We start from the raw sequence: 21,841 nt of genomic DNA on the forward strand, positions 1-21,841 counted from the left end.
GTCGAAACACTGCCCCCTGCTGTCAACCGGGCTGTCCGTGGCGGCGGCGCGGCACAGCATTGGATCGATCGCCTTTCAGGATCTGCTGAAGAAATTCTGAGTTTTGAAGATGGAGCGCCTGCGCTAATGGCAAGGGACGGGTTCTGGTATCTTGCCGGCTTCCCAAACGAAGCATTATGGGATCGCGTCATCGGCTTGGCTGCGGAAGAAAGCGGTTTGGGCCTGAAACCGATGCCGCCAGGACTTCGACTGCGTGAGACAGCCGACCACATGTTCCTGATCAACTATAACGCTGAACCGGTGGTCTGGAACGGATCGACCATCGGCGGCTGTGACGTGAAGATCCTGAAGCGCAATCTGCCCGGACAGACTTGAATCCTATCCGGGCAGATGCGTTGGTTGCCGCTTGGCACAGCGATTAGTCGCTTTTTAGGCTGTTGGGGTCAAACACCCCTCCGAAACCGCCGTTGTTGGATGGCTCACCCTCGGTTTGAGAAGCACCTTCGTTGCTTTCATTCTCGCTGCCATCCAGCGAGTTCGGAGCGAAGACATTACCAAAACCGCTGTTATTTGACGGCTTTGGCGCGGTTTGGGCATCACCCTGCCCGGCTTTTTCCGCTTCTTGCTGTTTGCGGCGCTCCTCACGCTGCTGACGCAGTTCCTGAATGCGTTGTTCCGCTTCCAAATGCTTTTGCTCGCGAACGTCGGCAATGCACTGCGCCGGACTGTAGGTCGCCGCTGTGCCTATAACGGTGATCGTTACAACCGCAAATGCGACCAGCAACACGGCGGCCATATTACCGGCAAAGAAACTCGGCAGCTTGATCTTGCCAGCCAGTTCCTCGACCGTTGCGTTTTTACGCGCCGCGGCTACCAGTTCCTGACGTTTCAGCTTGGCTTCGTTCAGCAGAGCGAAGAAAACCGTCAGCGCAACGATGATAAACGCCAGCGCCGAGATCGCGGGCGTGATGCCGTAGCGAACCTTCTGAGCCAGCTCAATCGTCAGCGTCGGGTATTCGCCAAAAGTGAAAGTGGTGGTGTTGTAGTTCTCGAAAGAAGCGAGGAATGCCAAAACCGCCGCCGAGGCAATCGCCGGGCGCATGAACGGCAGCAGGATTTTGCGGAAAGCCTGAGCGTGGCTGGCCCCAAGGTCCAGTGCCGCCTCAGTCAGGGCGACATCATAACGCTGCAACCGCGCCACCAGCACCAGCATACAGTAACTGGCAATAAAGGTGGACTGGCCGATCACTGTCAGGAAGATGCCGTTTGACAGGAAACTGTCGGCCCCCAGCCCCAGCATCCGGTTGATCCGGTCCCAGAAGACCAGCGTCGAGATACCAAGAACCACACCGGGGATCAGGATCGGTGCGATAATGACCGTATAGTAGGTCGCGCGAAGCTTCGGCCAGATCTGGGTCAGCATCAGCGCGCCTGCCAAACCCATCGCCACGGACAGGATGACCGTGCCGATTCCGATGATCAGCGAGTTCTTGATCCCGTTCAGGATACGCTGATCCTGAAACAGCTCGCCAAACCATTGGAATGTCAGACATTCCCATGGGCTCATTCGGGGGAACCCGGACGAGTTGAACGCGGTGACGGACATGATCACCAGCGGGCCCAGCAGATACAGGAAGAAGATCGCCAGATAGACCCAGATGCTTATGCGGAGGAAGGAATTGTTCATTTCCCTATATCCCCCATGTTCACTTTGAACAGGCGCATCATGGCCAGCACGAACAGAATACAAGTGACCAGCAGAACGATTGCGTAGGCGGCGCCCTGTGGCCAGTCGTTGTTGTCATTGAACTGCTGATAGATCAGTTGGGTGAACCACAGACTGGACGGCCCGCCCAGAATTTGCGGCGCAGCCAACGCACCGGCGGACAACATGAAGACCATAGTACAGCCCGAACTGATCCCCGGCTTGGCATAAGGAATGACCACTCGCCAATGTATCCGCCACCAAGGCGCCCCAAGGTCGCGTGCTGCTTCGATCTGGTTTTTGTCCAGACTTTCAATCACGTTATACATCGGGAAAATCATCAGCAGGATATAGGCGTATCCCAGACCCGCATAGAGCGCGATGTCATTGCGAATGAAGTCGAACGGTGTATCCCAGATGCCCAGACCCGTGAACAACGTGTTCAACACACCTGTTTCCCCAAAGATGATGCGCAGCGCAAAGGCGCGCAGGATCTCGTTGATCCAGTAAGGGATGATTAGCATGATCGCGAAGATACGAATATGGCTGCCCTCGGCCTGACCCAGGTAATAGGAAATCGGATAGCAGATGATCAGGTTGAAAACCGTCACAAAAACCGCGGCCACAAGAGTTCGGAAAAACACCCTCAGATCAACAGTGTTGTAGTCCTGACTGCCGCCTTCGGGGCCGTAGACCAGATATTTGTAGTTCTCGAGCGTATATATGTCTTTGGGTCCGCCAATCTCTGGCGGTGGCAGATTCGGACGGAACGAGAAGTCCAACATCGACAGCTGCGGAAGGATGATCAGGCCGATGGTCCAGAACAGAACCAGACCCAGGATCGCCACTCCCATGCCGGTGCCGTTGCGATTGAAGAAGTCTTTCAGAAACTGGGGCATGAGTTAATCCCCTTATTCTGCAGCCAGTTCACCCGCAGGAACGATGACGGCGTTATGCGTCTTGTATTCCAACGTGATGTTCTGTCCGGTGTGGTCCTCGAAGGATTGTCCATGGTTCGGGATCGACACTTTGATCTCTTTTCCACCTTCACCTTCGGTAAAGATGTTGAAGACGTTGCCTTCAAATTCTTCGTGGTTGACCCGCGCGGTAACAAAATGGTCACCCGAAGCCCCCTCGGGCGCAATGGCGAAGGCTTCGGGGCGAATGAACAACATTGCACTATCGCCTTCTTTCATTTTGCCTTGATTGGCGGTCGATATCCGTGCAACCAGATCGCCCGAGCGGTTGGTCGAGATCAGCGCCTCGTTGCCCATGACCTGTTTGATCTTGCCACGGAATACATTGTTTTCGCCGACAAATGAGGCCGCGAAAGCCGTGTTAGGATCATTGTAGATGGTTTTCCCATCGGCAATCTGGTCAATCACACCTGCACGCATGACGGCGATATTATCTGACATGGTCAGCGCCTCGCCCTGGTCATGGGTAATGTAGATAAAAGTAATGCCCACACGCTGTTGTATCTCTCGCAGTTCCGTTCGCATGTGCTGGCGCAGTTTGAGGTCAAGTGCTGACAGAGGCTCATCAAGAAGCAATACATCCGGCTCGGCGCAAAGGGCACGAGCGATGGCCACTCGCTGACGTTGGCCACCAGACAATTCGCTGGGAAGTTTGTCGCCTTGCTCCGGGAGCGCGATCATGTCCAAAAGCTCGTCAGCGCGCTTGCGGCGCTCGGCAGCACTGGCGCCTTTGATTTCCATCGAGAACGTGATGTTTTCCCAAACCTTCATCAAGGGAAACAACGCTAGGTTCTGAAAGATCAGAGCTGTGGGGCGTTTGTTGGGCCCAATCCCGCGCATGTTTTTGCCGCCGATCAGAACATTGCCTTCGCTGGGCTCGAGAAAGCCGGAAACAGCCCTTAAGATCGTTGTTTTGCCGCAACCCGAGGGTCCGAGGAATGAAAAGAAATCTCCCCCGTTAATTGTGACGTTTGCATCGCGCACGGCGACGAAGTCACCGAAACGGATCCACAGGTTTTCCAGATCGACTCCGACCCCTGCACTCATTTTTGGTATCTCCCTGAGGTGTGCACTGTCACCACACCACATAGCTTTCCGTTACGCCGGAGCGGCGCACAGATTGTGGCCCCTCGCAGAACGCGAGGGGCATGGTTTCAGATCGCTTATGCGCTCTTGAACTTGTTGACGAACTCGGTCCGCGTTTCAGCATACCATGGGGCTTCGGCCGGCCACGGATTGAGGTTGGCCAGCGAGTCGCCCGGATAGGCCTCGGCAAAGTTCTTCTTGTAGGTGTCGCCTGAATACTGATCCGCCCCCAGAACAGGAGAGTTGTACCCATGGCTGTCGATGGCAACACCGGCAGGTTTGGCCTGATAGGCGAAGTCGATGAAGGCATAGATCTGGTCGATATTCGCCGCGCCAGACGGAATCGACATTCCGTCAACCCATGCCATCGCCCCTTCGATGGGCGCTTGATAGTGCACTGGTTCACCAGCCGATTTCAGTGCCAGTGGCGGGCCGTCCCAGGTCTGACCGACAACAACACCTTCATTCAGAAGACCGTTCTTCTGTGTATCGGCATCGTTCCAGATCAGCTTGATGCGATTCTTACGTGCAATGCACCAGTCAGTGATCTGACCCCAGACCTTGCGCATGGTTTCTTCGTCACCATAAGCGGCCCAGACCGAACCCGGCTCCATCTCGCCGGAACGCTCCATGTAAAGACCAGCGCCAAGCATCATCGAATGCGCGCGGCCCATGGTTTTGCCTGCGTTTTCTTCCGACCAAACATCGCCATAGGATGGGGCGTCCCCAGCCGGCAGCCACAAGTCGGTGCGGTATGCAATGCCTTCGGTGCCCCAGATATGCGGCAACCAGTGAACCCCGGCGCCGCCAAAGTTCCAAGCATCCGTACCGATTTTGGCCATGGCAGGGTTCACCAGGTCGACCGGAACCTTGTTCATGTCAAAGGGCTGCAACAACTCCAGCGGCTCCCACTGCAACGAGCGGTTGTTGGTTGGCGAGACGATGTCAAAGCCCTGACCTTTGGTCGCCTTCATCTTGTTGATGATTTCTTCGTTTGAGCCGATCCCGGTGTAGTTCACCTTGATGCCAGTAAGGGTCTCAAACTCTTCGATAAAGCTGGGCGGCAGATAATCCGACCACATCAGTATGTTGATTTCACCCGACGAAGCCAGTGCGCTCTTGCTGTAAAGAGGCGCGGCAAGTGCTGCGGCACCCGCTCCTTTCAAAACAGTGCGTCTGGAAAGTGATGACTTGGTAACCATAGTGTTCTCCCGTTGTTGGACTCGTTTTTTGTTTTCTATTCATAGGACTTTCTGCGCCCATCCGTCAGTCCAAAAGTGACAGTTTGCGAAAATCTTATGTCCAGTTTCGCGATTTGACACGTCTAAGCTGATTTATGAGGCGCTGCATTCTCCTGCCAAACGGTGATGTCCCTTGGTTTGACCGGATCTGAACCAAGCAGAATTTGACGTGCACGACCAGCAGGCAAAGGCTTTGAAACGTCACTGAAGTTGAACGCGTAGTAGGTCGAGCCGCGTTGGGTTATGCGCATATCGGGGTCGCAAGGCGTTGCATTTATCCCAGCCCAGTTCAGTACCTCCCCGACAATCGCCTGCAAAAGCTCATTTCGCGGAACCATTGCCAGATAGGTCGTGCGGTCAGAACGGATGACCGCCGGACTGGCATCGCAATAAGCGCTCTTGAAGCGGGCTAAAACGCGCTCTTTGGTCTCGACAATTTCACGCCAACCCGTGAATTCAAATTGCTGCCCATCGGGAAGAACCACAGCCTCATGCGCAAGTGAAGGAAGTGATTCGACGCGCGTGACACGGATACCTGTTAACTTTGCCAGTTCGCCTGGAGCCAGATTGGACGGGGTGTTCATCCCGGATGTCTTGCTGCCGGAACGAGCACCTATCAGAATCTTGGCCCCCGAAGCGTCAAGCTTGTCTGCAAGGTCAGCGGTCACGATCATGCTTTGAGGTAATATGATGAGGGCGTAGCCGCTCAGTTCATCTTCAGGGCCAACAAAATCAAGATCGACCCCAAAACCACGAATTGCAGTGTACCACTCGCGAAAAATCTGGGCATTGGGGAAATCGTTGTCATGTGGCAGGATGTCCGCCGCCCAGATAGAGGTATAATCCAGTAGCATTGCAACCCGTGATTTTGCCCGTCTCTCGGGCGGCAAAATGGCGCGATCCTTCACGATCTCAGCCAATTCAACAGCGGCTTGATCCGGGCTGCCATCTGACCGCAAAATCGCAGTATGGTATTGCTCTTGCGCAGATTTTGCCTGTCGCCAGCGAAAAAACATCACGGCTTGCGCGCCATGTGCATAGGCCGCCCAGGTCCAAAGCCGAACCATCCCCTCTGCCGGCGACGGATTCTTGTCAGCCCAATCCACCGGGCCCGGCTGCTGTTCCAGCACCCACATCCGACCGCGCCCCTGACTGCGATACAAATCACAATGAAAGCCCTGATAATCCGGTGCGCCGGTGCGCAGATAGCGGCGCTTTTCCTCATCTGAAAGGGTAGAGCCCAATAAGTTCCCTAGCGGGTAGCTGTCGAACCCGACAATATCCAGATCAGCCGCTACGGCGTGGTGATCGAATTCGAAACTACCTGCCATGAAGTTATGGGTAATATCCCGGCCCGGCGCATATTTGCGCAGAACATCCACCTGCGTTTTGTTGAACAGACGAACTCGATCGGAAGAATAGCGCGCGAATTCCAGAGCATGGGCTGGATTGGGCGTGGCGACCAGCCCGTTGGGCAGTTCGATCTGACCAAACTGAGAGTAGAGCGACCCCCAGAAAACGGTTCCCCACGCGTCATTCAACGCATCGATTGCCCCGTATCGTTCCTCCAACCAGTTCTGAAAACCTGTTCGCGCGGCATCGGAATAGCTGAGAACTGTATCGTGGTCGTTGTACTCATTGTCGATCTGCCACGCTTGGACATACAAATTCTGACCATATCTGCGGGCATATTCAGTTGCGATCCTTTGCGCCTCGGCCAGATAAACCTCACTGGAAAAACAATAATGCCTGCGCGAACCGTACCCTCTGACCCGACCATCCGGCCCAACGGGCAGGATTTCGGGATACTCATCGATCAACCATTTGGGGGGGGCGGCTGTTGGGGTGGACATCATGACCCGCAGACCAGCCTGACCCAGTATCTCGATCACTTCATCCAGCCAGTCCCAGTGGAACTGACCGCGCGCGGGTTCGATCAGACCCCAGGTGAATTCAGCAATCCGCACCCAATCCAACCCCATGTCTGCCATTTGGGCGGCATCGTCTCGCCATTGCGAAGGGTCCCACTGTTCGGGGTAGTAACAAACCCCAAGTTCCAGCGCGCTCATCGTGTGTCCTTTGCTGTGCGTCGTTCGATCCACTTCAGGAAACTGGCACAGCCGAGTGTGAGAACGACATACAGGATTGCCGCCGTATTGAAGGGTGCAAAGGGCAGAAAGCTAGCCGCCTGAAATTCTCGCATCCTCTGGGTCATGTCGCGGACGGACAGGATAGACAGCAATGACGTGTCCTTGATCATCGCGATAAACTCATTGCCAAGCGGTGGAGTGACAATCCGCAGGGCCTGCGGCAGAACGATAAGCCGCGCCGTATGCCAGCGCGACAAACCCAGAGAGCTGCCCGCCTCCAATTGGCCTTTCGGTATCGCCTCGATCCCGGATCGGAAAATTTCGGCCATATAGGCGGAATAACCAACTGAGATCGCGATGATCCCGCGGGTCATATTGGTCATGTCGATACCGCCGCCGGTGGCGTCTTTGACTGCGCCCGCCAGTGGCAGTCCGATATAAAGAATGATCACCAGCATCGGAATGCCGCGTATCGTATCCACGAAAAACTCGGCCCCGACCGCCAGAGGATGCAGCTTATGCTGAGCCCCGCCAATGGTCAGTGTCAGCAACAAAAACCCGAACACGGCAAATGCCAGGGCCGGATTGCGGTATTTGTCGGGTAGAAATCTTGTTTGCCACAGGACCGGATAACCTTGTGTATGGGCATCGGCCGGGACAAAAGCGCCCGAGACACTGTCGACCGTTTCGATCTGTTCAAGCGCGGCAGTGGCATCGGTTGCGCTGCGGATGCGATATTGCTGACCGTCGGCCCCTTCGAACTCACCAAACCGGATAACGTCAGCCTGCGCCTGCGGCGTGCCGCGCACAACCGCGATACGCCCTTCGGTGCTGCCCACCAGAACAAAGCTGACCTGCGGCTGCATGAAGAAAAAGGCTGAGGCTGCAAGCAATGCCAAACTGATCGAACCATAGACGACCGTCGTACGCGCCTTTGGTTTAAACGATTGCAACCCGACCCAGACCAAACCAAGAATGGCCGCGAAGATATAGGCAAATATGGCCGCGCGGAATGTAATGGCCACCCCGGTCGCGAACTGCCAATGAGCCATGAACATGAGATAAAACAGAACCGCGCCTGTGAGACACTCCAACCCCAACAAGACGCGCCCGCGCCAGGGCGGTTGCAAACGTGCCGAAATTAGGCATAGTGCGACGACAGCCGCGTAAACCGCCAGGAAAACTTGTAATCCCGTCTGAACCTTGGCGATCACGCCCGGAAACAGTACCCAGGTCTGACTGGATCGATCGATAAGGGGTGATGTGTTTTCGCTGAGCGCATGGAAGAAGACCGACTCGGCAAATGGCATCAGAAGCAGCGGAGAAACAAAGCTGATGACCAAAAGCGCCGCAGAAGCTGGGAACGCGGCAAGCGCGCAGAATCGCAACCAGCCGGGGGAGTTTTGTGAAAACCGCACGTAGCGTGCGCAAAGATATCCAAGGATCGCAACGGTCGCAATCAGCAGAAATCCAACAAAGATGGGCCCCGCGTCGGTGCCGATCCCCAGAATTGCGACCAGAGACCGCAAGTATTTTGAGGATGTGGCGAACAGGTAGATAATAAAGGGCGCTGCTGCGAGCAACACCAGGTTACTCGGGCGGATCGTGCTGAGGCGCAACATGGAACTTCTCCGCTAAGACAAGGCCCGGCAGCGCTGGCCGCCGGACCGGAAGGGCGCTAATGGATCAATTGGTGCCCCAGTATTTGGCTGTCAGTTCGTCCAGCGTTCCATCCTCCTGAATGGCTTTCAGACCGGCGTTAATCGCATCCACCGTCGGATCGCCTTCTTGAAACACGATACCCAATGGATCGGATTGCAAGCCTGTGATGCCAACAGTCAACTCGCCCGCAAATTCCTGTTCATAGGCCGCTGCCGATGTGCCATCGATGATCACGCCCTGCACGTCCGCGTTCTGAAGCGCCAGAATGGCGGCCGAGAAGTTGTCGTAAAGGCTGACATTCTCGCGCCCAACAAGCTCTTCCGCCAATTGGGCGTTGGTCGTCGCAGTTTGCGCGGCCAGTTTCTGGCCACCGGCTTTGAAATCCTCAAGTGTCATGTCAGCATTATCGACCTGCAACAGAATGGCCTGGCTGACAACGATGTAAGGCTCGGAAAAGTCCATGGTTTCTTCGCGTTCCGGTGTGATCGACACGCCCGAGATAACCAGATCGAACTCACCCTGCTGAAGGGCCGCAAAGATACCATCCCAGGCGGTGTTTACGAAATTGGGGACGCAATTGACCTTCGCGCAGATTGCATTCATCACATCGACGTCAAAGCCCACGATCTCACCGGTTGTTTCATCCACGGTTTCCATCGGTGGGTATGTCGCATCGGTTCCGATTTTCAGAACACGACCTTCCAGGTCGGCAGCAAAGGCCGCTGGAGCCATCAGTGTTGTGAGTGTTGCAGCGGCAAGTAGGTTTTTAAACATTTTCAGGTACTCCTTTGTTGGATCAGGTGGTTTGCGCCGCATCGGGCGCCGGGGTGTCAGGTTGCCGCTCGATCAATGAGGCCCTGATCTTTTTCTGAATCTCGGACGGATCGACCCCGTCCAAAGCTTTCAACATGAACTCACCCAGCAGACGGCTTGTTTCAGCAATCGGCAAGTAATAAGTGCTGGGTGGCGGTACAAAATACTGGCTGAGCTTCAAGTCGTCGTTCGAGATGACCACAACGTCCCTTCCAACCTGCACTCCGGCTTTATCGGCAGCTGACAGCGCCCCAAGGGTTATGGCCTCATTAGCGCAGATGATGGCGCTCGGCGGTTTCGGCAACTCCATAAGCGTAGCAAATTTCTGCTGACCGGATTCCGCGGTGGTCGGGCCGGTGGGAACCAGTGTCGGGTCGAACTCCACACCGCATTCTGACAGCGCATCAGCATAACCCCTGCGGCGTTGCTGCGCATAGATCAGGTCATCCGGCGGGTTTATCAAAGCGATGCGGCGATGCCCCAGCCCAAGCAGCCTGGCGGTGGCATCATAAGCCGCTGCCTGACTGTCGAGATCCACATAAGGATGCGGTTGGGGGCTGTCGCTCATGCCGTATGTGACAAAAGGAAAGCCCTGCCCCTGCAGATACGCGACGCGTTCATCATGAACACGCGTGCCGGAAAAGATCACGCCATCAGCCTGCCCTTCCTGCACGATGGACTTCAACGTCTGCACCGCAGCCTCGCCATCACATGTGCTGAATACGCTCAACTGATAGCGCGTTCCTATTAGCGCATTGGATATTCCGGCCAGAATACGCGTAAACTCTACACCTTCCCACTCTTCCGCAGCATCGTTCGAAACACTGACCATGACCCCGATTCTATAGGATTTATTGGTGCGTAGCTTCAGGCCATCCAGATTCACCCGGTATCCCAGATCCGACGCAACTTTTTGAATCTCTTCCCGGGTTTCCCGTTTCACCGATACGGAATCCCGCAAAGCATTCGAGACTGTGCCAACGGAATACCCAGTACTTCTGGCAATCGATTTGATCGTCGCCCGCGCCATCACCCAAACCCTGCCAATTGTTCCGTCAAAAATGACCGACCCGTTTGCAGGGTGCGCACGTGATCATCGGTTTCGTCATGTTCGACAAACAGGTCCGTGCAGTTGGTCGAGGCAAGTGCACGCAGGGTTGCGTTCCAGTCAACTACGCCTTCGCCCAAATCGCGCCAGCGCGCGTCACCTGTTCCGCCTGCTGGGTCGATATCCTTTGCATGCACGGACAGGATTCGATTGGCGTGGCGGCGGATCGCGTCCGCCGGATCCAGACCAGCCGCAACCAGCCAACCGATATCTGGTTGCCAAAAGACATCTCCGCCGGCAAGGATCAGGTCAAGAGGTGTGTCACCAGCCTCACCGATAAGATCAAAATCATGATTGTGATACGCTAGGCTGATATCATGATCTGTCAGCTGATTTGCCCATTTGGACAACTGGCCCGACACCGCCCTCCATCCCTCGGCAGTGTCGGGCCGCACCTGGGGCGCCAGCCAAGGCATGACAGCCACCCGGCATTCCATTAGGTTTAATACTTCGACGATATCCGTAAAACGCCCTTCGAACTCTTCCCAATCAAAATGTGCAGACCGAACATTAAGGCCTGACCCGTAAATAGTTCCCGCCATCTGAGCTGGGGTCAGGCCGTGCAAGCCAGTGGTTTCGACATCTGAAAAACCGCAGGCCGCAACCAATTGCAGCTGATCTGCAAGATCACCGCATTGCCGCACTGTGTAGAGTTGGGCAGAAACTCGCATCCCTCACCTTTGAAACGTTTCAAATATGGTGAATTACGAGCTGTATCCTTGTCAAGCGCCGTATTGATTCGATCCGTACGCCAGCTTTGAATAAGGCTCCGAGCCTTTGCCTAAAACCCAGATGGGGTGGGAAATCGAGCCATTTTCCGCAACCGATTTCTGATCCGAACAATGAAGGGCTATACGAGCGAGCCACCAATCTGTATCACCAAAAACGGTATGGCGCGCGCAGAGGGTCTTCAGAATGATAATCGCATGGATTATCTCGACCGACACCTGGCTGCCGTAAGGGACGCTTTTGCACAAAATGTTCCGGTAAAGGGCTGTTTTGTTTGGTCACTACTGCGACAAATGCGAATGGGCCTTCGAATGTGGAAAAAGGGTTGGACTGGTGAACGTGAATTTTGAAACGCTTGAGAGAACACCCAAAGCGTCTTTCATGGCGCTAAAGTCTGCCCATTCCGGGGGTCAGAACGTCTCTCAGCCGTTAGCGCAACCATTCGGTGCGGTGCATGAGCATTGGAATCTGGTTGCTGACATAGGGGGCACCAACACGCGGCTGGGCGTGGTTACGAACGGAGAGCTGACAGCCCTGCGCAAGCGCCCAACGGGGACACTGGAAGATCTGCTGGAAGCGTTTCACGCGCTTCGGGATGAAATCGGAACAAATCCACAGGCGGTCGTGGCGGCGGGTGCAGGCCCTGTCCGGAATGGCACGATTCGGCTGACAAATGCCAATCTGGACCTGTCCGAGGCCGAATTGGCAAAAGCCACCGGCGCCAGTCATACGTTTGTAATCAATGATTTCACCGCTGCCGCGTGGTCGGTGGCAGAAGTAACCCAGAAAGATGTTGCCGTCTTGCAAGGTCACGCGACACCGCCCGCAGGCACGCGATTGGTGGTGGGTCCTGGCACCGGGCTTGGCGTGGGAGCGTTGCTGTTTTCCGAGGGCCACTATCACACAGTCTCCGGAGAAGGTGGTCATGTGGGTCTGTATCCGCGTCACCGCGACGAAGTTGACATCTTTGAAGCAGCCCGCAGCATTGCGCCTGAGTGTTTTTTTGGTGACAGCCTCGCACTGGAAGCTGAGATGTTCCTGAGCGGTACGGGCTTGCCTATCCTATATCAGGCGATCGGGCTGGCGGCAGGCCATATACAGACACCAACGCGCTCGGCGAAAGACATTCTGCTCGATGCCCGCGACCGTTCTGACCCCATCGCGGTACAAGCCGCTCGGATGTTCAACACCCATCTGGGGGCTTTGATGGGCGACATGGCTGTCACACTGATGCCTTCGGGCGGAGTGTTTCTTGTTGGCGGCGTCGCGGAAAAGAATCGCTGGTTATTCGGCGAAGAGTTCCGGGAAGCGTTCAACGGCGGTGGCCGTTTCAGCGAGCTGCGCCGCTCGTTGAACCTGTATGTCTCCGAGCAAGCAGAGTTCGGCATCATCGGGGCGAACAATTTCTGCAAGAACGCTTTGATGCGATAACAAGTCTCCCTGACAAAATACTCTGAAAAGGACTACGAAATGATCCTGTGCTGTGGTGAAGCCCTGATCGACATGATTTCCGAGCCGACAGTGTCGGGCGAACAAGGATTTGTACCGCACACAGGTGGGGCGATATTGAACACGGCGGTCGCAGTCGGTCGTCTAGGTGTTTCCGTCGGAATGCTGACCGGCGTGTCGTCTGACATGTTTGGCCAACAAATTACAAAGGCGCTGAATTCAAGCCATGTTGACACGTCACATGTGATTGTCTCTGACCGCCCCACGACCCTTGCCTTCGTACAGCTAAAAGACGGTCACGCCACTTACAGCTTTGTCGATGAAAACACCGCCGGACGAATGCTGCAACCCGAGGACATGCCGGAGCAGCTAACAGCCGTGTCCGCCCTGTATCTTGGGGGTATCAGTCTGGCGTGTGAACCCTGCGCGGATGCCTATGCTTCACTTCTGAATCGCCACGGAGGGGATCGCGCAGTGATGTTGGACCCGAATATCCGACCGGGATTCATCAAGGACCAGACCCGGTATCGGACCCGTCTGAACCGCATGATTGCGCAGTCCGATATTGTGAAGGTTTCAGACGAAGATCTTGACTGGATCATCCCGGGAGCCGAGCCCGAGGCCGCCAAAGCGTCTCTTTTGTTGCAGACCGGTCCGTCAGCCCTCATCGTGACCAGGGGTGGCGACGGAGCGAATGGGTACCTGGCCGACGGTTCCAAGGTTTCGGTTCCTGTGAAACCTGTTCAGGTTGTCGACACAATCGGCGCGGGCGACACGTTTAACGCTGGTGTTCTGACTGAACTCAGCCGCGCCGGGAATTTGACAAAGCAGGGGCTGCGCAATCTGACCTCCGAAAGCTTGCGGGCGGCCATGGCGTTGGGTGCAACTGTTGCCGCAGTAACAGTATCACGCGCCGGGGCAGAACCTCCCTGGGCACATGAGATTTGATTGTCGGCAAAAACCCGAAAAATCGAACTGGTGACAATCGCATCAAGTCCGAGGGCCGTGGCTGCGGAGTTTGCGACCGCCTGGCAGGCTCACAAATTACGTTAGGCCACGGCAGAAAAGTATCTATCACTTCCGGGCAATGATCCACACGGGATGATATGTCAGCGAGACCCCGCGATCCGTGCCGAACTCCTTAGCGTATACGTTTTCGAACCGAGCCAGCGTGGACTTGGTCCATGTTCCTTGCGCCCTGCCGTTTACACCTGTTCTTCGCAAATACCTAAGAACCTCGCGAGGCGTATCGAAGTAGGTTCGCCTCAGGCTTTCACCAACGGCCAATTTCTGCATCGGGCCGTCGACAGCAGCGGCAAGAGCAGCCGGAGTAGTAAGACCCGGTGCACGCGCAGCTGATCCGATCGCGCTAAGCTCTCGATATTGCTGAGGGCCAAAACCCGAAACCGCCAACCATCCGCCGGGCTCCAGCGCGTCCATCGCTCTGTGAAGCAATTGCAACGGGCTTTCCATCCATTGGATCATCGAAGCCGAGACGATCAGATCAATCCGGGAGGGCCAGTGAACTTCACGCGCATCACCGGCAATGAACGTGGCCTTTTCCGCATCCGCTGTTGCCTGAGCCTGTGGTGCGATGTCGTTCAATATGAAGTTTGGCAGGTGAAAGCTTTGTCGCATCAGACGGGTCAGATGCCCTGTGCCACATCCCAGCTCGAAGACAGTTTCAAAGCGGTCCGGAGCTCCGGCACGACGCAGTTCAGACACCAGCTTGCCTGCGACCCAGGCTTGTTGACTTGCTGTGTCGTGGTAGGTTTGAAAGCTTCTGCTAAAGCTCCGCTGCACCCTGTCTGCCAGTTGCGCTGTCATGATACCCAACTCGCCCAACTTTGCTCCGGTAGGAATGGTACGTGCGGCGCCGCCACACGCTCGACGCGGGCCGAGGTTGAGGCCCATGCGGCTTCTTGGGCCGTAGTCGGAATGATCCGGTCGTTTGTGGGTATCCACACCCTGTCAAAACCCGGATCAGGGGCAGGCCCGCGCTGGATCACGGAAAAAAGCTCTTGCTTCGCCGCGACTATATCGAGTTCCGGGGGCTCACTTGGCAAACCTGCACGGCGGCAGAACTTGGCGAAGCTGCGCTCGGAAAGCTGAGCCGCTGTTGCCTTGATCATGTCGGGCGCAATACCACGTTCCGGGCACGCAGGGTGCAAAGTGCCGCTGATGGCGATCAATCGGTCGGGACGAAAGCCCGAGCACGCCAGCCAATGCGCAGCCGACGAGACACCGAAGGAAAAGGCCAGCATATCAATGTGATCGAAACGGGCGAGATCAGGCAGGGGATCATCGAGACTGATGTAGCCTTCCACCAACAGAGTATTTCCGCCCCCCGTAAGACCCCGGAACGGAGCATCGCCCAGTGCCCATCCACCAAACACAAGGGTCAGAGTACTGTCATCTGATTGCGCCAGCCAACGGCTTTTCATTTCTGCCCCCCAGCCAGAGCAAGCATCGCGGACGTTACCCTGCTCAGTTCGTCAGGTGAAATAACATAGGGAGGCATGCAATAAATATTGCGAGCAAACGGGCGCAACCACACACCGGTTTCCGTAGCCAACCCATGTGCGATGGAGGGGTCGACCCGCTCATCCATCTCGATGACGCCAATTGCGCCGAGCACGCGCACATCTGTAACACCGGGCAAATTGCGTGCGGGCGCGAGTTCGGCCTTCATCTGCTGCGAGATTGATGCAACTTCCTGCTTCCAGTTTCGCTGTTGCAACTGGTCGAGGCTCGCCACCCCTGCCGAACAAGCCAGAGGGTTGGCCATGTAGGTGGGACCGTGCATCAAAACTCCGGCCTCACTTTCACCGATCCCGCGAGCGACGGCCTCAGTCGCGATAGTGGCGGCCAAGGTGATATGCCCACCGGTCAGCGCCTTGCCAAGACACAGGATATCCGGAACCACCCCGGAGTGATCCATTGCAAACATCTCGCCACTGCGTCCGAATCCGGTCGCGATCTCATCGAAGATCAGCAAAACGTCATGCGCATCACACAAGCCACGCGCCCCACGTAACCAGGCGGGGTGATAGAAATACATCCCACCTGCGCCCTGCACCACCGGTTCAAGGATCAGTGCGGCTATTCTGTTCCCTTTGTCGTGCAGCAGCGCCTCCAGCGCCTCCAACCCGTTCTCGGAAGGATCGTCGAGCCACACATCGCCAAATTGAATGTGAGGGCGTGGCAGAAAGTGCTGGATCGACAACGCACCGCGAAACAGGCCATGCATCCCGTTGACGGGATCACAAACGCTCATCGCCTTCCATGTGTCGCCATGATAGCCACCACGGATCGTGGCAAATTCAGACCGTTCGCCCCGGTCTTTGGCAATCTGGTACTGGACTGCCATCTTCAACGCGACTTCGATCGCGACCGAGCCGCTGTCGCTGTAGAAAATGCGATCCAGGCCATCTGGCAGAAGGTCGACCAACCTGCGGCCAAGTTCCACGGCGGGTTCGTGGGTCAGACCGCCAAACATCACATGCGGCAGTGTATTCAGCTGCTTTTGCATCGCATCGATGATGGCCGGGTGCCTGTGCCCATGCACCGTACACCACCAGGACGACATTGCGTCGATCATTCTGACGCCATCAGCACGCGTCAGCCAGACACCTTCTGCCCCGGTAATCAGGTGCATCGGGCCAGGTTCAAGCACATGTGTATAAGGGTGCCACAGATGGCGCGCATCAAATTCCAACGGGGTCACAGGAACCTCCGAATGGTCGCCACATCAATTGCCGAAAATGCACTGTTCAGGCTCTGCGGTGTCAGGTCGCTCAGAAATGGCAGGCGTCCCAGATGATGCACTTTACACATCTCGACGATGGTTTGCTCCACGTCCGGCACGGGGTCACCCACGAATGCGACGCCGACTACCTCGCAGCCAACAGCCCGAAGCGCCATCAGAGACAATGTGGTGTGGTTGATCGTTCCCAAGGCGGTGCGCGCAACAAGAACAACCGGAGCCTGCCATCCGGCAATCAGGTCCAGAAAGAACGACTGGCGGTTCAGCGGCACCATAAGGCCCCCTGCGCCTTCGACAACAAGAGGCCCGTCCACTTTCGGAATTTCAAGACGCGAGAGGTCAATCTCAATACCCATGTCTTCGGCAGACAGATGCGGTGAAGCGGGCATGTTCAGCCGGTACGCTTCGGGCAGGACCTCGGCACCGCTCAGCGCGCTGACGGTTTCAGTGTCCGTAGCATCCTCAAGACCAGACTGAACAGGCTTCCAGTACCGGGCCTGCAAAGCTGCCGCCAGACCAGCCGAAAACACGGTTTTTCCAACACCTGTGTCGGTTCCGGTAACGATCAGCGCGCTCATGCGGCCTCCGACTGACAGATTGCGATGGTTGAAAACAGGGTCGAGATATCCTGAAGGGTGACATTTCCGGTAATCGAGACGCGCAAACGGGATGTGCCTTTTGGGACAGTGGGCGGGCGGATGCCCCGAACGTCAAAACCCTGCTGCTGCAAAGTGGCCGCCATCGCCATTGTGCGCTCGTCATCTCCCAGTACAACCGGGATGATCTGGCTGTTCAACGCGGCTGCGGGCAACCCCAGTTGCCGTGCGGCGTCATGGGCATGGCGCATACGTTCATGCGCGCCTTCAATCAGGCTGACATCCTCGGCCAGTTCCCGTAGCGCAGCACGAACCAGAGAAGCGTTCAAAGGCGACGGAGCGGTCGCAAAGATGAAGGGACGAGCGCGGTTGATCAGGGTATCAATCATCACGCGCGGACCGCAGATCAGCCCGCCTGAGACACCAAGCCCTTTACCGCAGGTATGCAATGTCAGCAGATCAGCGTTCAGGTCATGCGCGAGACCCCTGCCTCGCTCTCCGAAAACGCCGGTTGCGTGGGCCTCATCAACAACCAAAACCGCATCAGCTTCGCGCGCAAGTACGGACAGGTCTTCCAGCGGCGCCAGGTCACCTTCCATGGAATACACGCTTTCGACGGCAATCCAGACCTGACCCGAACCGCCTGTAGATTGCCAGTCGCGCAATACGTTGCGTGCATCAGCAACGTCATTGTGGCGGAAGGCACGCAGGTCTGCACGGCTGGACCGCATGCCTTCATGGGCGCTCGCGTGAACCAGGGCGTCATATAGGACCAAATCCTCAGCCGCTGGCAACGTGGAGAAGATCGCCTGATTGGCCTGAAACCCGCCTCCCATGAACAGCGCGGCCTCAGCTCCAAAGAATGCGGCCGCTTCCCGCTCCAGCGCTTCATGTTCAGGGTGGTTGCCCCGCAACAGACGCGAACCTCCCGAACCTACAGGCACACCCCGCGACAACGCATCATGCGCCGCACGTTGTAACACTTGAGAACCGGCAAGACCCAGATAGTCATTCGACGCGAAATCCAGCCCTTGCGTCGGGATCAAGGCCCGGCGGCGGTGCCGGGCTTGAAGCGCATCAAGCATCGATTCCAGTCGGTTGACTGCTTTCATTCGGCAGCTTCCGTGCAGTTTCGCGTTTCGGCTTTTTCGGCCTGAAGACCAAGTTTCGCAAACAGGACCGCGTCGGTGTCTTCTTCGGGGTTTTCTGCTGTCAAAAGCGTTTCGCCAACAAAGATCGAGTTGGCACCGGCGAAAAAGCACATCGCCTGCATCTCGTCACTCATGTCGCTGCGCCCGGCAGAAAGCCGCACATAGGACTTGGGCATCAGAATGCGGGCCGTTGCAATGATCCGCACAAAGTCGATCGGGTCAATCGGCTCGGCGTCCGCAAGCGGGGTATCAGCCTGCGGCATCAACATATTGATCGGCACCGAGTCAGGTGGAGGCGTCATGTTGGCCAATGTCAGCAACATGTCGATACGGTCGCCAGTATGTTCACCCATCCCCAGAATGCCACCCGAGCAAACCTTGATCCCGGCTTCCTGTACCCGGTTCATCGTGTCAATCCGATCCGCAAAAGTACGGGTGGTGATGACTTCGGAGTAATAGCGTTCCGAGGTGTCAATGTTGTGATTGTAATAGTCCAAACCGGCGTCGCGCAGCTGAACCACCTGGGTGTCGTCGAGCATACCCAGCGTCATGCAGGTTTCCATGCCCAGTTCCTTGACGCCCTCGACCATCGCGACCAGCGCATCCATGTCACGCGCCTTTGGCTCGCGCCACGCCGCCCCCATGCAGAACCGGGTCGCGCCACCATCGCGAGCTTTCTTGGCCTCGGTCAGAACGCGCTGAACCTCGATCAGCTTCGATGCGGGCAAGGTTGATCCATTGCGGGCTGATTGCGAGCAATAGGCGCAATCCTCGGCGCAGCCACCAGTCTTGATCGACAATAGCTTCGAGGTCTGGATCTGGTTCGGATCAAAGTTTTCGCGATGCACGGTCTGCGCACGAAACAAAAGATCCATCAGCGGAAGATCGTGAATAGCTTGCGCAGTTTTACGGGTCCAGCCGGAGTGTGGGATGATCATTTTATCTATAAAACTCTTTGCAGCTTGCGTTGCTGTGGATTTATTATCGATAAAACTTGAATACGCAACTGTGTTGGCGCAAACGATCTTAAATCAAGCGGAAATGCCGCGCCTTCAGAAATCGAGCCCCAGATCGACGGTGCGGGCAGAATGCGTCAAGGCACCGGACGAGATGTAATCCACCCCTGTCGCCGCGATCGATGCGACCCGTTCCAAGGTCACGTTGCCGCTGGCTTCGGTCTTCAACCGCCCACCCACCATGGCAACCGCTTCGCGCAGCATGTCATTGTCCATGTTGTCCAGTAAAACAACCGAAGCCCCGCCAACGTCCAGCACTTCGGCAAGCTGGTCCAGTCGATCAACCTCAATCTCGACCGCCATCATGTGACTGACCTTTGCCTTAGCGGCTTCAAGAACCTTACGGATGCCGCCTGCCGCAGCAATGTGGTTGTCCTTGATCAGGATCGCATCTGACAAGGAATAGCGGTGGTTGAAACCGCCACCGTGCAGCACGGCCTGTTTTTCCACGATGCGCAGACCTGGCGTTGTCTTGCGTGTACAGGTCATACGGGCTGTTGTGCCGTTGGTCTGCTCCACAAATGCGGCTGTCATTGTGGCAATACCCGTCAGGCGACCGGCAAAGTTCAGAGCGACACGTTCGCCGGACAGGATCGATGCGGCAGAGCCCTTGATGGTCATCAGCGTATCACCGCGTGCGCAACGCGAACCATCCTTGAGCCGCACGTCAACCTCAAGCGACGGATCCACAAGCCGGAACGCGATTGCAGCAACTTGCATCCCCGACACGACAGCGTTTTCGCGTGCGTTCAGGCTGGCTGTATAGGTTGTTTCCTGTGAGATCACGGCGCGGGTTGTCACATCACCGTAGCTTCCCAGATCCTCCATCAGCGCAGCGCGGACCACGGGTTCCAGAATCAGATCCGGCAGGATTGCATATGTCATGACAGTTCCTCGCAGGCTTTGGCCCGAATGCTCATTGCTTCGGACAAATACATCCGGGACCGCTCTCCGGGCCCATCATTGGCTTTTGGAAAGTCGGATCGCTTGTGCGCACCGCGGCTTTCTTCGCGCTGCAAGGCTGCGGCAGCGATCAAGGTCGCGGTTGCACACATGTTGCGAAATGACGGGCAGGCATCGTGCTGCGCCTCCAACTGCGCTATAGTTTGCAGAGCACGGATTAGGCCCGCCCGGTCCCGGACAACGCCCACGTCGCGCGTCATGGTTTCGCGCAACTCCTGGATAGATTTTGTTGTGTCCGGGGACATTACCTGAACAAACTGCAATGCAACGGGGTCAGCATTTGACACCACCGGAACGGATGCCCCGATACTTTCGGCGCAGATGCGTGCAAAGACAAGCGCCTCAAGCAACCCGTTCGAGGCCAACCGGTTGGCACCGTGAAGGCCTGTCGAAGATGCCTCGCCGCAGACCCAAAGCCCGTCAAGTGTCGCGCGACCGTCAGTGTCGGTGGCAATACCGCCCATGTGATAATGCGCTGCCGGTGCGACCGGAATCGGTTCGTTGACCGGGTCGACGCCATTGCGCGCGCAGTATTCAGCAACTGCCGGGAACAGGTCCGTTATCTTCGAGCCCAATGCGGTGCGGGTGTCCAGCTTGGGTCGGTTACCTGCCTGCACTTCGGCAAAAATTGCACGCGCGACGACGTCTCGCGGGGCGAGTTCTGCGTCCGGATGAACGGATAACATGAACCGCTCACCCTTATTGTTGATCAGGGTTGCCCCTTCGCCGCGCAACGCTTCGGTTGCCAGCGGTGCCGGATCTTCGCCAACATCCATTGCCGTCGGATGAAACTGAACGAATTCGGCGTCAGCAATAAGTGCACCAGCACGCGCGGCCATCCCGATGACCTGCCCGCGAATGCGCGCCGGGTTGGTCGTCAAGGCATACAACCCGCCAGAGCCACCCCCGGCAAGCAACACAGCAGGCCCGCAGAGCGTAACGGGCTCGGACCCCGTTTCTGATGCGTCCTGAACCGTGACACCAGTCACCCGACCGTTGGATACGTCCAGCGCCGTGGCAAGGACACCTTCCAACACCTGAACCGAGGACGTTTCATGCACCCGTTCGATCAGGGCAGCCATGATTTCACTACCTGCCTGATCCCCTTTCACCCGTACGACACGCGCGAAGCTATGCGCCGCTTCGCGTGACAACACATAACTGCCATCCTTGGTGCGATCGAATGGCGTGCCCAATGTCGTCAGGTCGAGGATATATTGACGCGCCTCGCGCGTGACCAGATCGGCAACAGCCGGAACGACTATGCCAGCGCCAGCCATTACGGTGTCCAGGCTGTGGCTTTCCGGGCTGTCCGACAAATCCATTGCTGCGGCCACACCGCCTTGCGCCCATGAGGAACTTGCACCTTCACCCAAAGCATCCGGTGAGATTACAACCACTGGTCGCGGCGCGAGCTTCAATGCTGCATAAAGCGCACCGATGCCAGCCCCCACAATAATGACGCGATCCGTGGTGACTTTGGTCATTT

At 56.6% G+C, this 21,841-nt stretch carries 20 protein-coding genes and 1 pseudogene; 4 read left to right on the forward strand and 17 right to left on the reverse strand.

The genetic code is table 11. The annotated features are described in order from the left end of the window. A pseudogene (locus tag AC2FLZ_RS13380) lies at nucleotides 1–375 on the forward strand (beta-galactosidase); the annotation flags it as partial. 43 nt (nucleotides 376–418) lie between these two features. On the opposite strand, the gene AC2FLZ_RS13385 reads toward AC2FLZ_RS13380, so the two are convergent. The 9 genes from AC2FLZ_RS13385 to AC2FLZ_RS13425 form a co-directional block, all read right to left on the reverse strand. After that, nucleotides 419–1,687 (reverse strand): ABC transporter permease, encoded by a 1,269-nt coding sequence (locus AC2FLZ_RS13385; protein ID WP_496882267.1) that lies wholly within the window; start codon nucleotides 1,685–1,687, stop codon nucleotides 419–421. After that, entirely contained in the window at nucleotides 1,684–2,604 is a 921-nt protein-coding gene (locus AC2FLZ_RS13390; protein ID WP_496882268.1) for an ABC transporter permease, read from the reverse strand. The genes AC2FLZ_RS13385 and AC2FLZ_RS13390 overlap by 4 nt, the downstream gene beginning before the upstream one ends. A gap of 12 nt (nucleotides 2,605–2,616) precedes the next feature. Next, nucleotides 2,617–3,729, reverse strand: a complete 1,113-nt coding sequence (locus AC2FLZ_RS13395; protein WP_480477087.1) for an ABC transporter ATP-binding protein — start codon at nucleotides 3,727–3,729, stop codon at nucleotides 2,617–2,619. A gap of 116 nt (nucleotides 3,730–3,845) precedes the next feature. After that, on the reverse strand, nucleotides 3,846–4,970 hold the full coding sequence (locus AC2FLZ_RS13400; RefSeq protein WP_480477085.1) for an extracellular solute-binding protein: 1,125 nt from the start codon (nucleotides 4,968–4,970) through the stop codon (nucleotides 3,846–3,848). A gap of 122 nt (nucleotides 4,971–5,092) precedes the next feature. After that, nucleotides 5,093–7,078, reverse strand: coding sequence for a beta-galactosidase (locus AC2FLZ_RS13405; RefSeq protein WP_496882269.1), 1,986 nt, complete (start codon nucleotides 7,076–7,078; stop codon nucleotides 5,093–5,095). Beyond that, complete coding sequence (locus AC2FLZ_RS13410; protein WP_480494225.1) at nucleotides 7,075–8,721, reverse strand: amino acid ABC transporter permease; 1,647 nt, start codon at nucleotides 8,719–8,721, stop codon at nucleotides 7,075–7,077. Before AC2FLZ_RS13410 ends, AC2FLZ_RS13405 begins: the two co-directional genes overlap by 4 nt. 64 nt (nucleotides 8,722–8,785) lie before the next feature. Then, on the reverse strand, nucleotides 8,786–9,535 hold the full coding sequence (locus tag AC2FLZ_RS13415; protein ID WP_480483651.1) for a basic amino acid ABC transporter substrate-binding protein: 750 nt from the start codon (nucleotides 9,533–9,535) through the stop codon (nucleotides 8,786–8,788). A 22-nt stretch (nucleotides 9,536–9,557) separates the two neighbouring features. Continuing rightward, complete coding sequence (locus tag AC2FLZ_RS13420) at nucleotides 9,558–10,604, reverse strand: LacI family transcriptional regulator (protein WP_480494227.1); 1,047 nt, start codon at nucleotides 10,602–10,604, stop codon at nucleotides 9,558–9,560. Further along, on the reverse strand, nucleotides 10,604–11,353 hold the full coding sequence (locus AC2FLZ_RS13425) for a sugar phosphate isomerase/epimerase family protein (RefSeq protein ID WP_480605623.1): 750 nt from the start codon (nucleotides 11,351–11,353) through the stop codon (nucleotides 10,604–10,606). Before AC2FLZ_RS13425 ends, AC2FLZ_RS13420 begins: the two co-directional genes overlap by 1 nt. A 219-nt stretch (nucleotides 11,354–11,572) precedes the next feature. Here AC2FLZ_RS13425 and AC2FLZ_RS13430 point away from each other — a divergent pair, with 219 nt between their 5' ends. From AC2FLZ_RS13430 to AC2FLZ_RS13440, 3 genes are read left to right on the forward strand one after another with little or no spacing between them, the layout of a single operon-like run. Beyond that, nucleotides 11,573–11,761, forward strand: coding sequence for a family 1 glycosylhydrolase (locus AC2FLZ_RS13430; protein ID WP_496882274.1), 189 nt, complete (start codon nucleotides 11,573–11,575; stop codon nucleotides 11,759–11,761). Nucleotides 11,762–11,792: 31 nt separating this feature from the next. Beyond that, nucleotides 11,793–12,842 (forward strand): glucokinase, encoded by a 1,050-nt coding sequence (locus AC2FLZ_RS13435; RefSeq protein ID WP_480492861.1) that lies wholly within the window; start codon nucleotides 11,793–11,795, stop codon nucleotides 12,840–12,842. Nucleotides 12,843–12,881: 39 nt separating this feature from the next. Then, complete coding sequence (locus AC2FLZ_RS13440) at nucleotides 12,882–13,808, forward strand: carbohydrate kinase family protein (RefSeq protein ID WP_496882270.1); 927 nt, start codon at nucleotides 12,882–12,884, stop codon at nucleotides 13,806–13,808. Between the two features lie 126 nt (nucleotides 13,809–13,934). On the opposite strand, the gene AC2FLZ_RS13445 is transcribed toward AC2FLZ_RS13440, so the two are convergent. From AC2FLZ_RS13445 to AC2FLZ_RS13480, 8 genes are all read right to left on the reverse strand, one after another. Continuing rightward, nucleotides 13,935–14,687 carry a methyltransferase domain-containing protein gene (locus AC2FLZ_RS13445; protein WP_480554878.1) on the reverse strand — a complete coding sequence of 251 codons (753 nt, stop codon included), beginning with the start codon at nucleotides 14,685–14,687 and terminating at the stop codon, nucleotides 13,935–13,937. Beyond that, complete coding sequence (locus tag AC2FLZ_RS13450; protein ID WP_480554877.1) at nucleotides 14,684–15,304, reverse strand: pimeloyl-ACP methyl esterase BioG family protein; 621 nt, start codon at nucleotides 15,302–15,304, stop codon at nucleotides 14,684–14,686. Before AC2FLZ_RS13450 ends, AC2FLZ_RS13445 begins: the two co-directional genes overlap by 4 nt. Next, the gene (gene bioA / locus AC2FLZ_RS13455; RefSeq protein WP_480554876.1) at nucleotides 15,301–16,587 is read right to left on the reverse strand and encodes an adenosylmethionine--8-amino-7-oxononanoate transaminase; all 1,287 of its coding nucleotides are present in this window, start codon (nucleotides 16,585–16,587) and stop codon (nucleotides 15,301–15,303) included. Before bioA ends, AC2FLZ_RS13450 begins: the two co-directional genes overlap by 4 nt. Beyond that, nucleotides 16,584–17,204: a dethiobiotin synthase gene (bioD, locus tag AC2FLZ_RS13460; protein ID WP_480519794.1), complete on the reverse strand. Its 621-nt coding sequence runs from the start codon at nucleotides 17,202–17,204 to the stop codon at nucleotides 16,584–16,586. Before bioD ends, bioA begins: the two co-directional genes overlap by 4 nt. After that, nucleotides 17,201–18,334, reverse strand: a complete 1,134-nt coding sequence (locus AC2FLZ_RS13465; protein ID WP_480519792.1) for an 8-amino-7-oxononanoate synthase — start codon at nucleotides 18,332–18,334, stop codon at nucleotides 17,201–17,203. The genes bioD and AC2FLZ_RS13465 overlap by 4 nt, the downstream gene beginning before the upstream one ends. Then, nucleotides 18,331–19,311 (reverse strand): biotin synthase BioB, encoded by a 981-nt coding sequence (bioB, locus tag AC2FLZ_RS13470; RefSeq protein ID WP_209507670.1) that lies wholly within the window; start codon nucleotides 19,309–19,311, stop codon nucleotides 18,331–18,333. The genes AC2FLZ_RS13465 and bioB overlap by 4 nt, the downstream gene beginning before the upstream one ends. Nucleotides 19,312–19,425: 114 nt before the next feature. After that, nucleotides 19,426–20,274, reverse strand: a complete 849-nt coding sequence (gene nadC / locus AC2FLZ_RS13475) for a carboxylating nicotinate-nucleotide diphosphorylase (protein WP_480554874.1) — start codon at nucleotides 20,272–20,274, stop codon at nucleotides 19,426–19,428. After that, nucleotides 20,271–21,839 (reverse strand): L-aspartate oxidase, encoded by a 1,569-nt coding sequence (locus tag AC2FLZ_RS13480; protein ID WP_480554873.1) that lies wholly within the window; start codon nucleotides 21,837–21,839, stop codon nucleotides 20,271–20,273. Before AC2FLZ_RS13480 ends, nadC begins: the two co-directional genes overlap by 4 nt. Between the last annotated feature and the right edge of the window lie 2 nt (nucleotides 21,840–21,841).

It is taken from the genome of Ruegeria sp. YKSF131 (assembly GCF_059612645.1).

Coding starts and splice junctions, on each gene's coding strand:
- AC2FLZ_RS13385 (WP_496882267.1), bottom strand. CDS start 1,687: ATGAACAATTCCTTCCTCCGCATAAGCATCTGGGTCTATCTGGCGATC.
- AC2FLZ_RS13390 (WP_496882268.1), bottom strand. CDS start 2,604: ATGCCCCAGTTTCTGAAAGACTTCTTCAATCGCAACGGCACCGGCATG.
- AC2FLZ_RS13395 (WP_480477087.1), bottom strand. CDS start 3,729: ATGAGTGCAGGGGTCGGAGTCGATCTGGAAAACCTGTGGATCCGTTTC.
- AC2FLZ_RS13400 (WP_480477085.1), bottom strand. CDS start 4,970: ATGGTTACCAAGTCATCACTTTCCAGACGCACTGTTTTGAAAGGAGCG.
- AC2FLZ_RS13405 (WP_496882269.1), bottom strand. CDS start 7,078: ATGAGCGCGCTGGAACTTGGGGTTTGTTACTACCCCGAACAGTGGGAC.
- AC2FLZ_RS13410 (WP_480494225.1), bottom strand. CDS start 8,721: ATGTTGCGCCTCAGCACGATCCGCCCGAGTAACCTGGTGTTGCTCGCA.
- AC2FLZ_RS13415 (WP_480483651.1), bottom strand. CDS start 9,535: ATGTTTAAAAACCTACTTGCCGCTGCAACACTCACAACACTGATGGCT.
- AC2FLZ_RS13420 (WP_480494227.1), bottom strand. CDS start 10,604: ATGGCGCGGGCGACGATCAAATCGATTGCCAGAAGTACTGGGTATTCC.
- AC2FLZ_RS13425 (WP_480605623.1), bottom strand. CDS start 11,353: ATGCGAGTTTCTGCCCAACTCTACACAGTGCGGCAATGCGGTGATCTT.
- AC2FLZ_RS13430 (WP_496882274.1), top strand. CDS start 11,573: ATGGCGCGCGCAGAGGGTCTTCAGAATGATAATCGCATGGATTATCTC.
- AC2FLZ_RS13435 (WP_480492861.1), top strand. CDS start 11,793: ATGGCGCTAAAGTCTGCCCATTCCGGGGGTCAGAACGTCTCTCAGCCG.
- AC2FLZ_RS13440 (WP_496882270.1), top strand. CDS start 12,882: ATGATCCTGTGCTGTGGTGAAGCCCTGATCGACATGATTTCCGAGCCG.
- AC2FLZ_RS13445 (WP_480554878.1), bottom strand. CDS start 14,687: ATGACAGCGCAACTGGCAGACAGGGTGCAGCGGAGCTTTAGCAGAAGC.
- AC2FLZ_RS13450 (WP_480554877.1), bottom strand. CDS start 15,304: ATGAAAAGCCGTTGGCTGGCGCAATCAGATGACAGTACTCTGACCCTT.
- bioD (WP_480519794.1), bottom strand. CDS start 17,204: ATGAGCGCGCTGATCGTTACCGGAACCGACACAGGTGTTGGAAAAACC.
- AC2FLZ_RS13465 (WP_480519792.1), bottom strand. CDS start 18,334: ATGAAAGCAGTCAACCGACTGGAATCGATGCTTGATGCGCTTCAAGCC.
- bioB (WP_209507670.1), bottom strand. CDS start 19,311: ATGATCATCCCACACTCCGGCTGGACCCGTAAAACTGCGCAAGCTATT.
- nadC (WP_480554874.1), bottom strand. CDS start 20,274: ATGACATATGCAATCCTGCCGGATCTGATTCTGGAACCCGTGGTCCGC.
- AC2FLZ_RS13480 (WP_480554873.1), bottom strand. CDS start 21,839: ATGACCAAAGTCACCACGGATCGCGTCATTATTGTGGGGGCTGGCATC.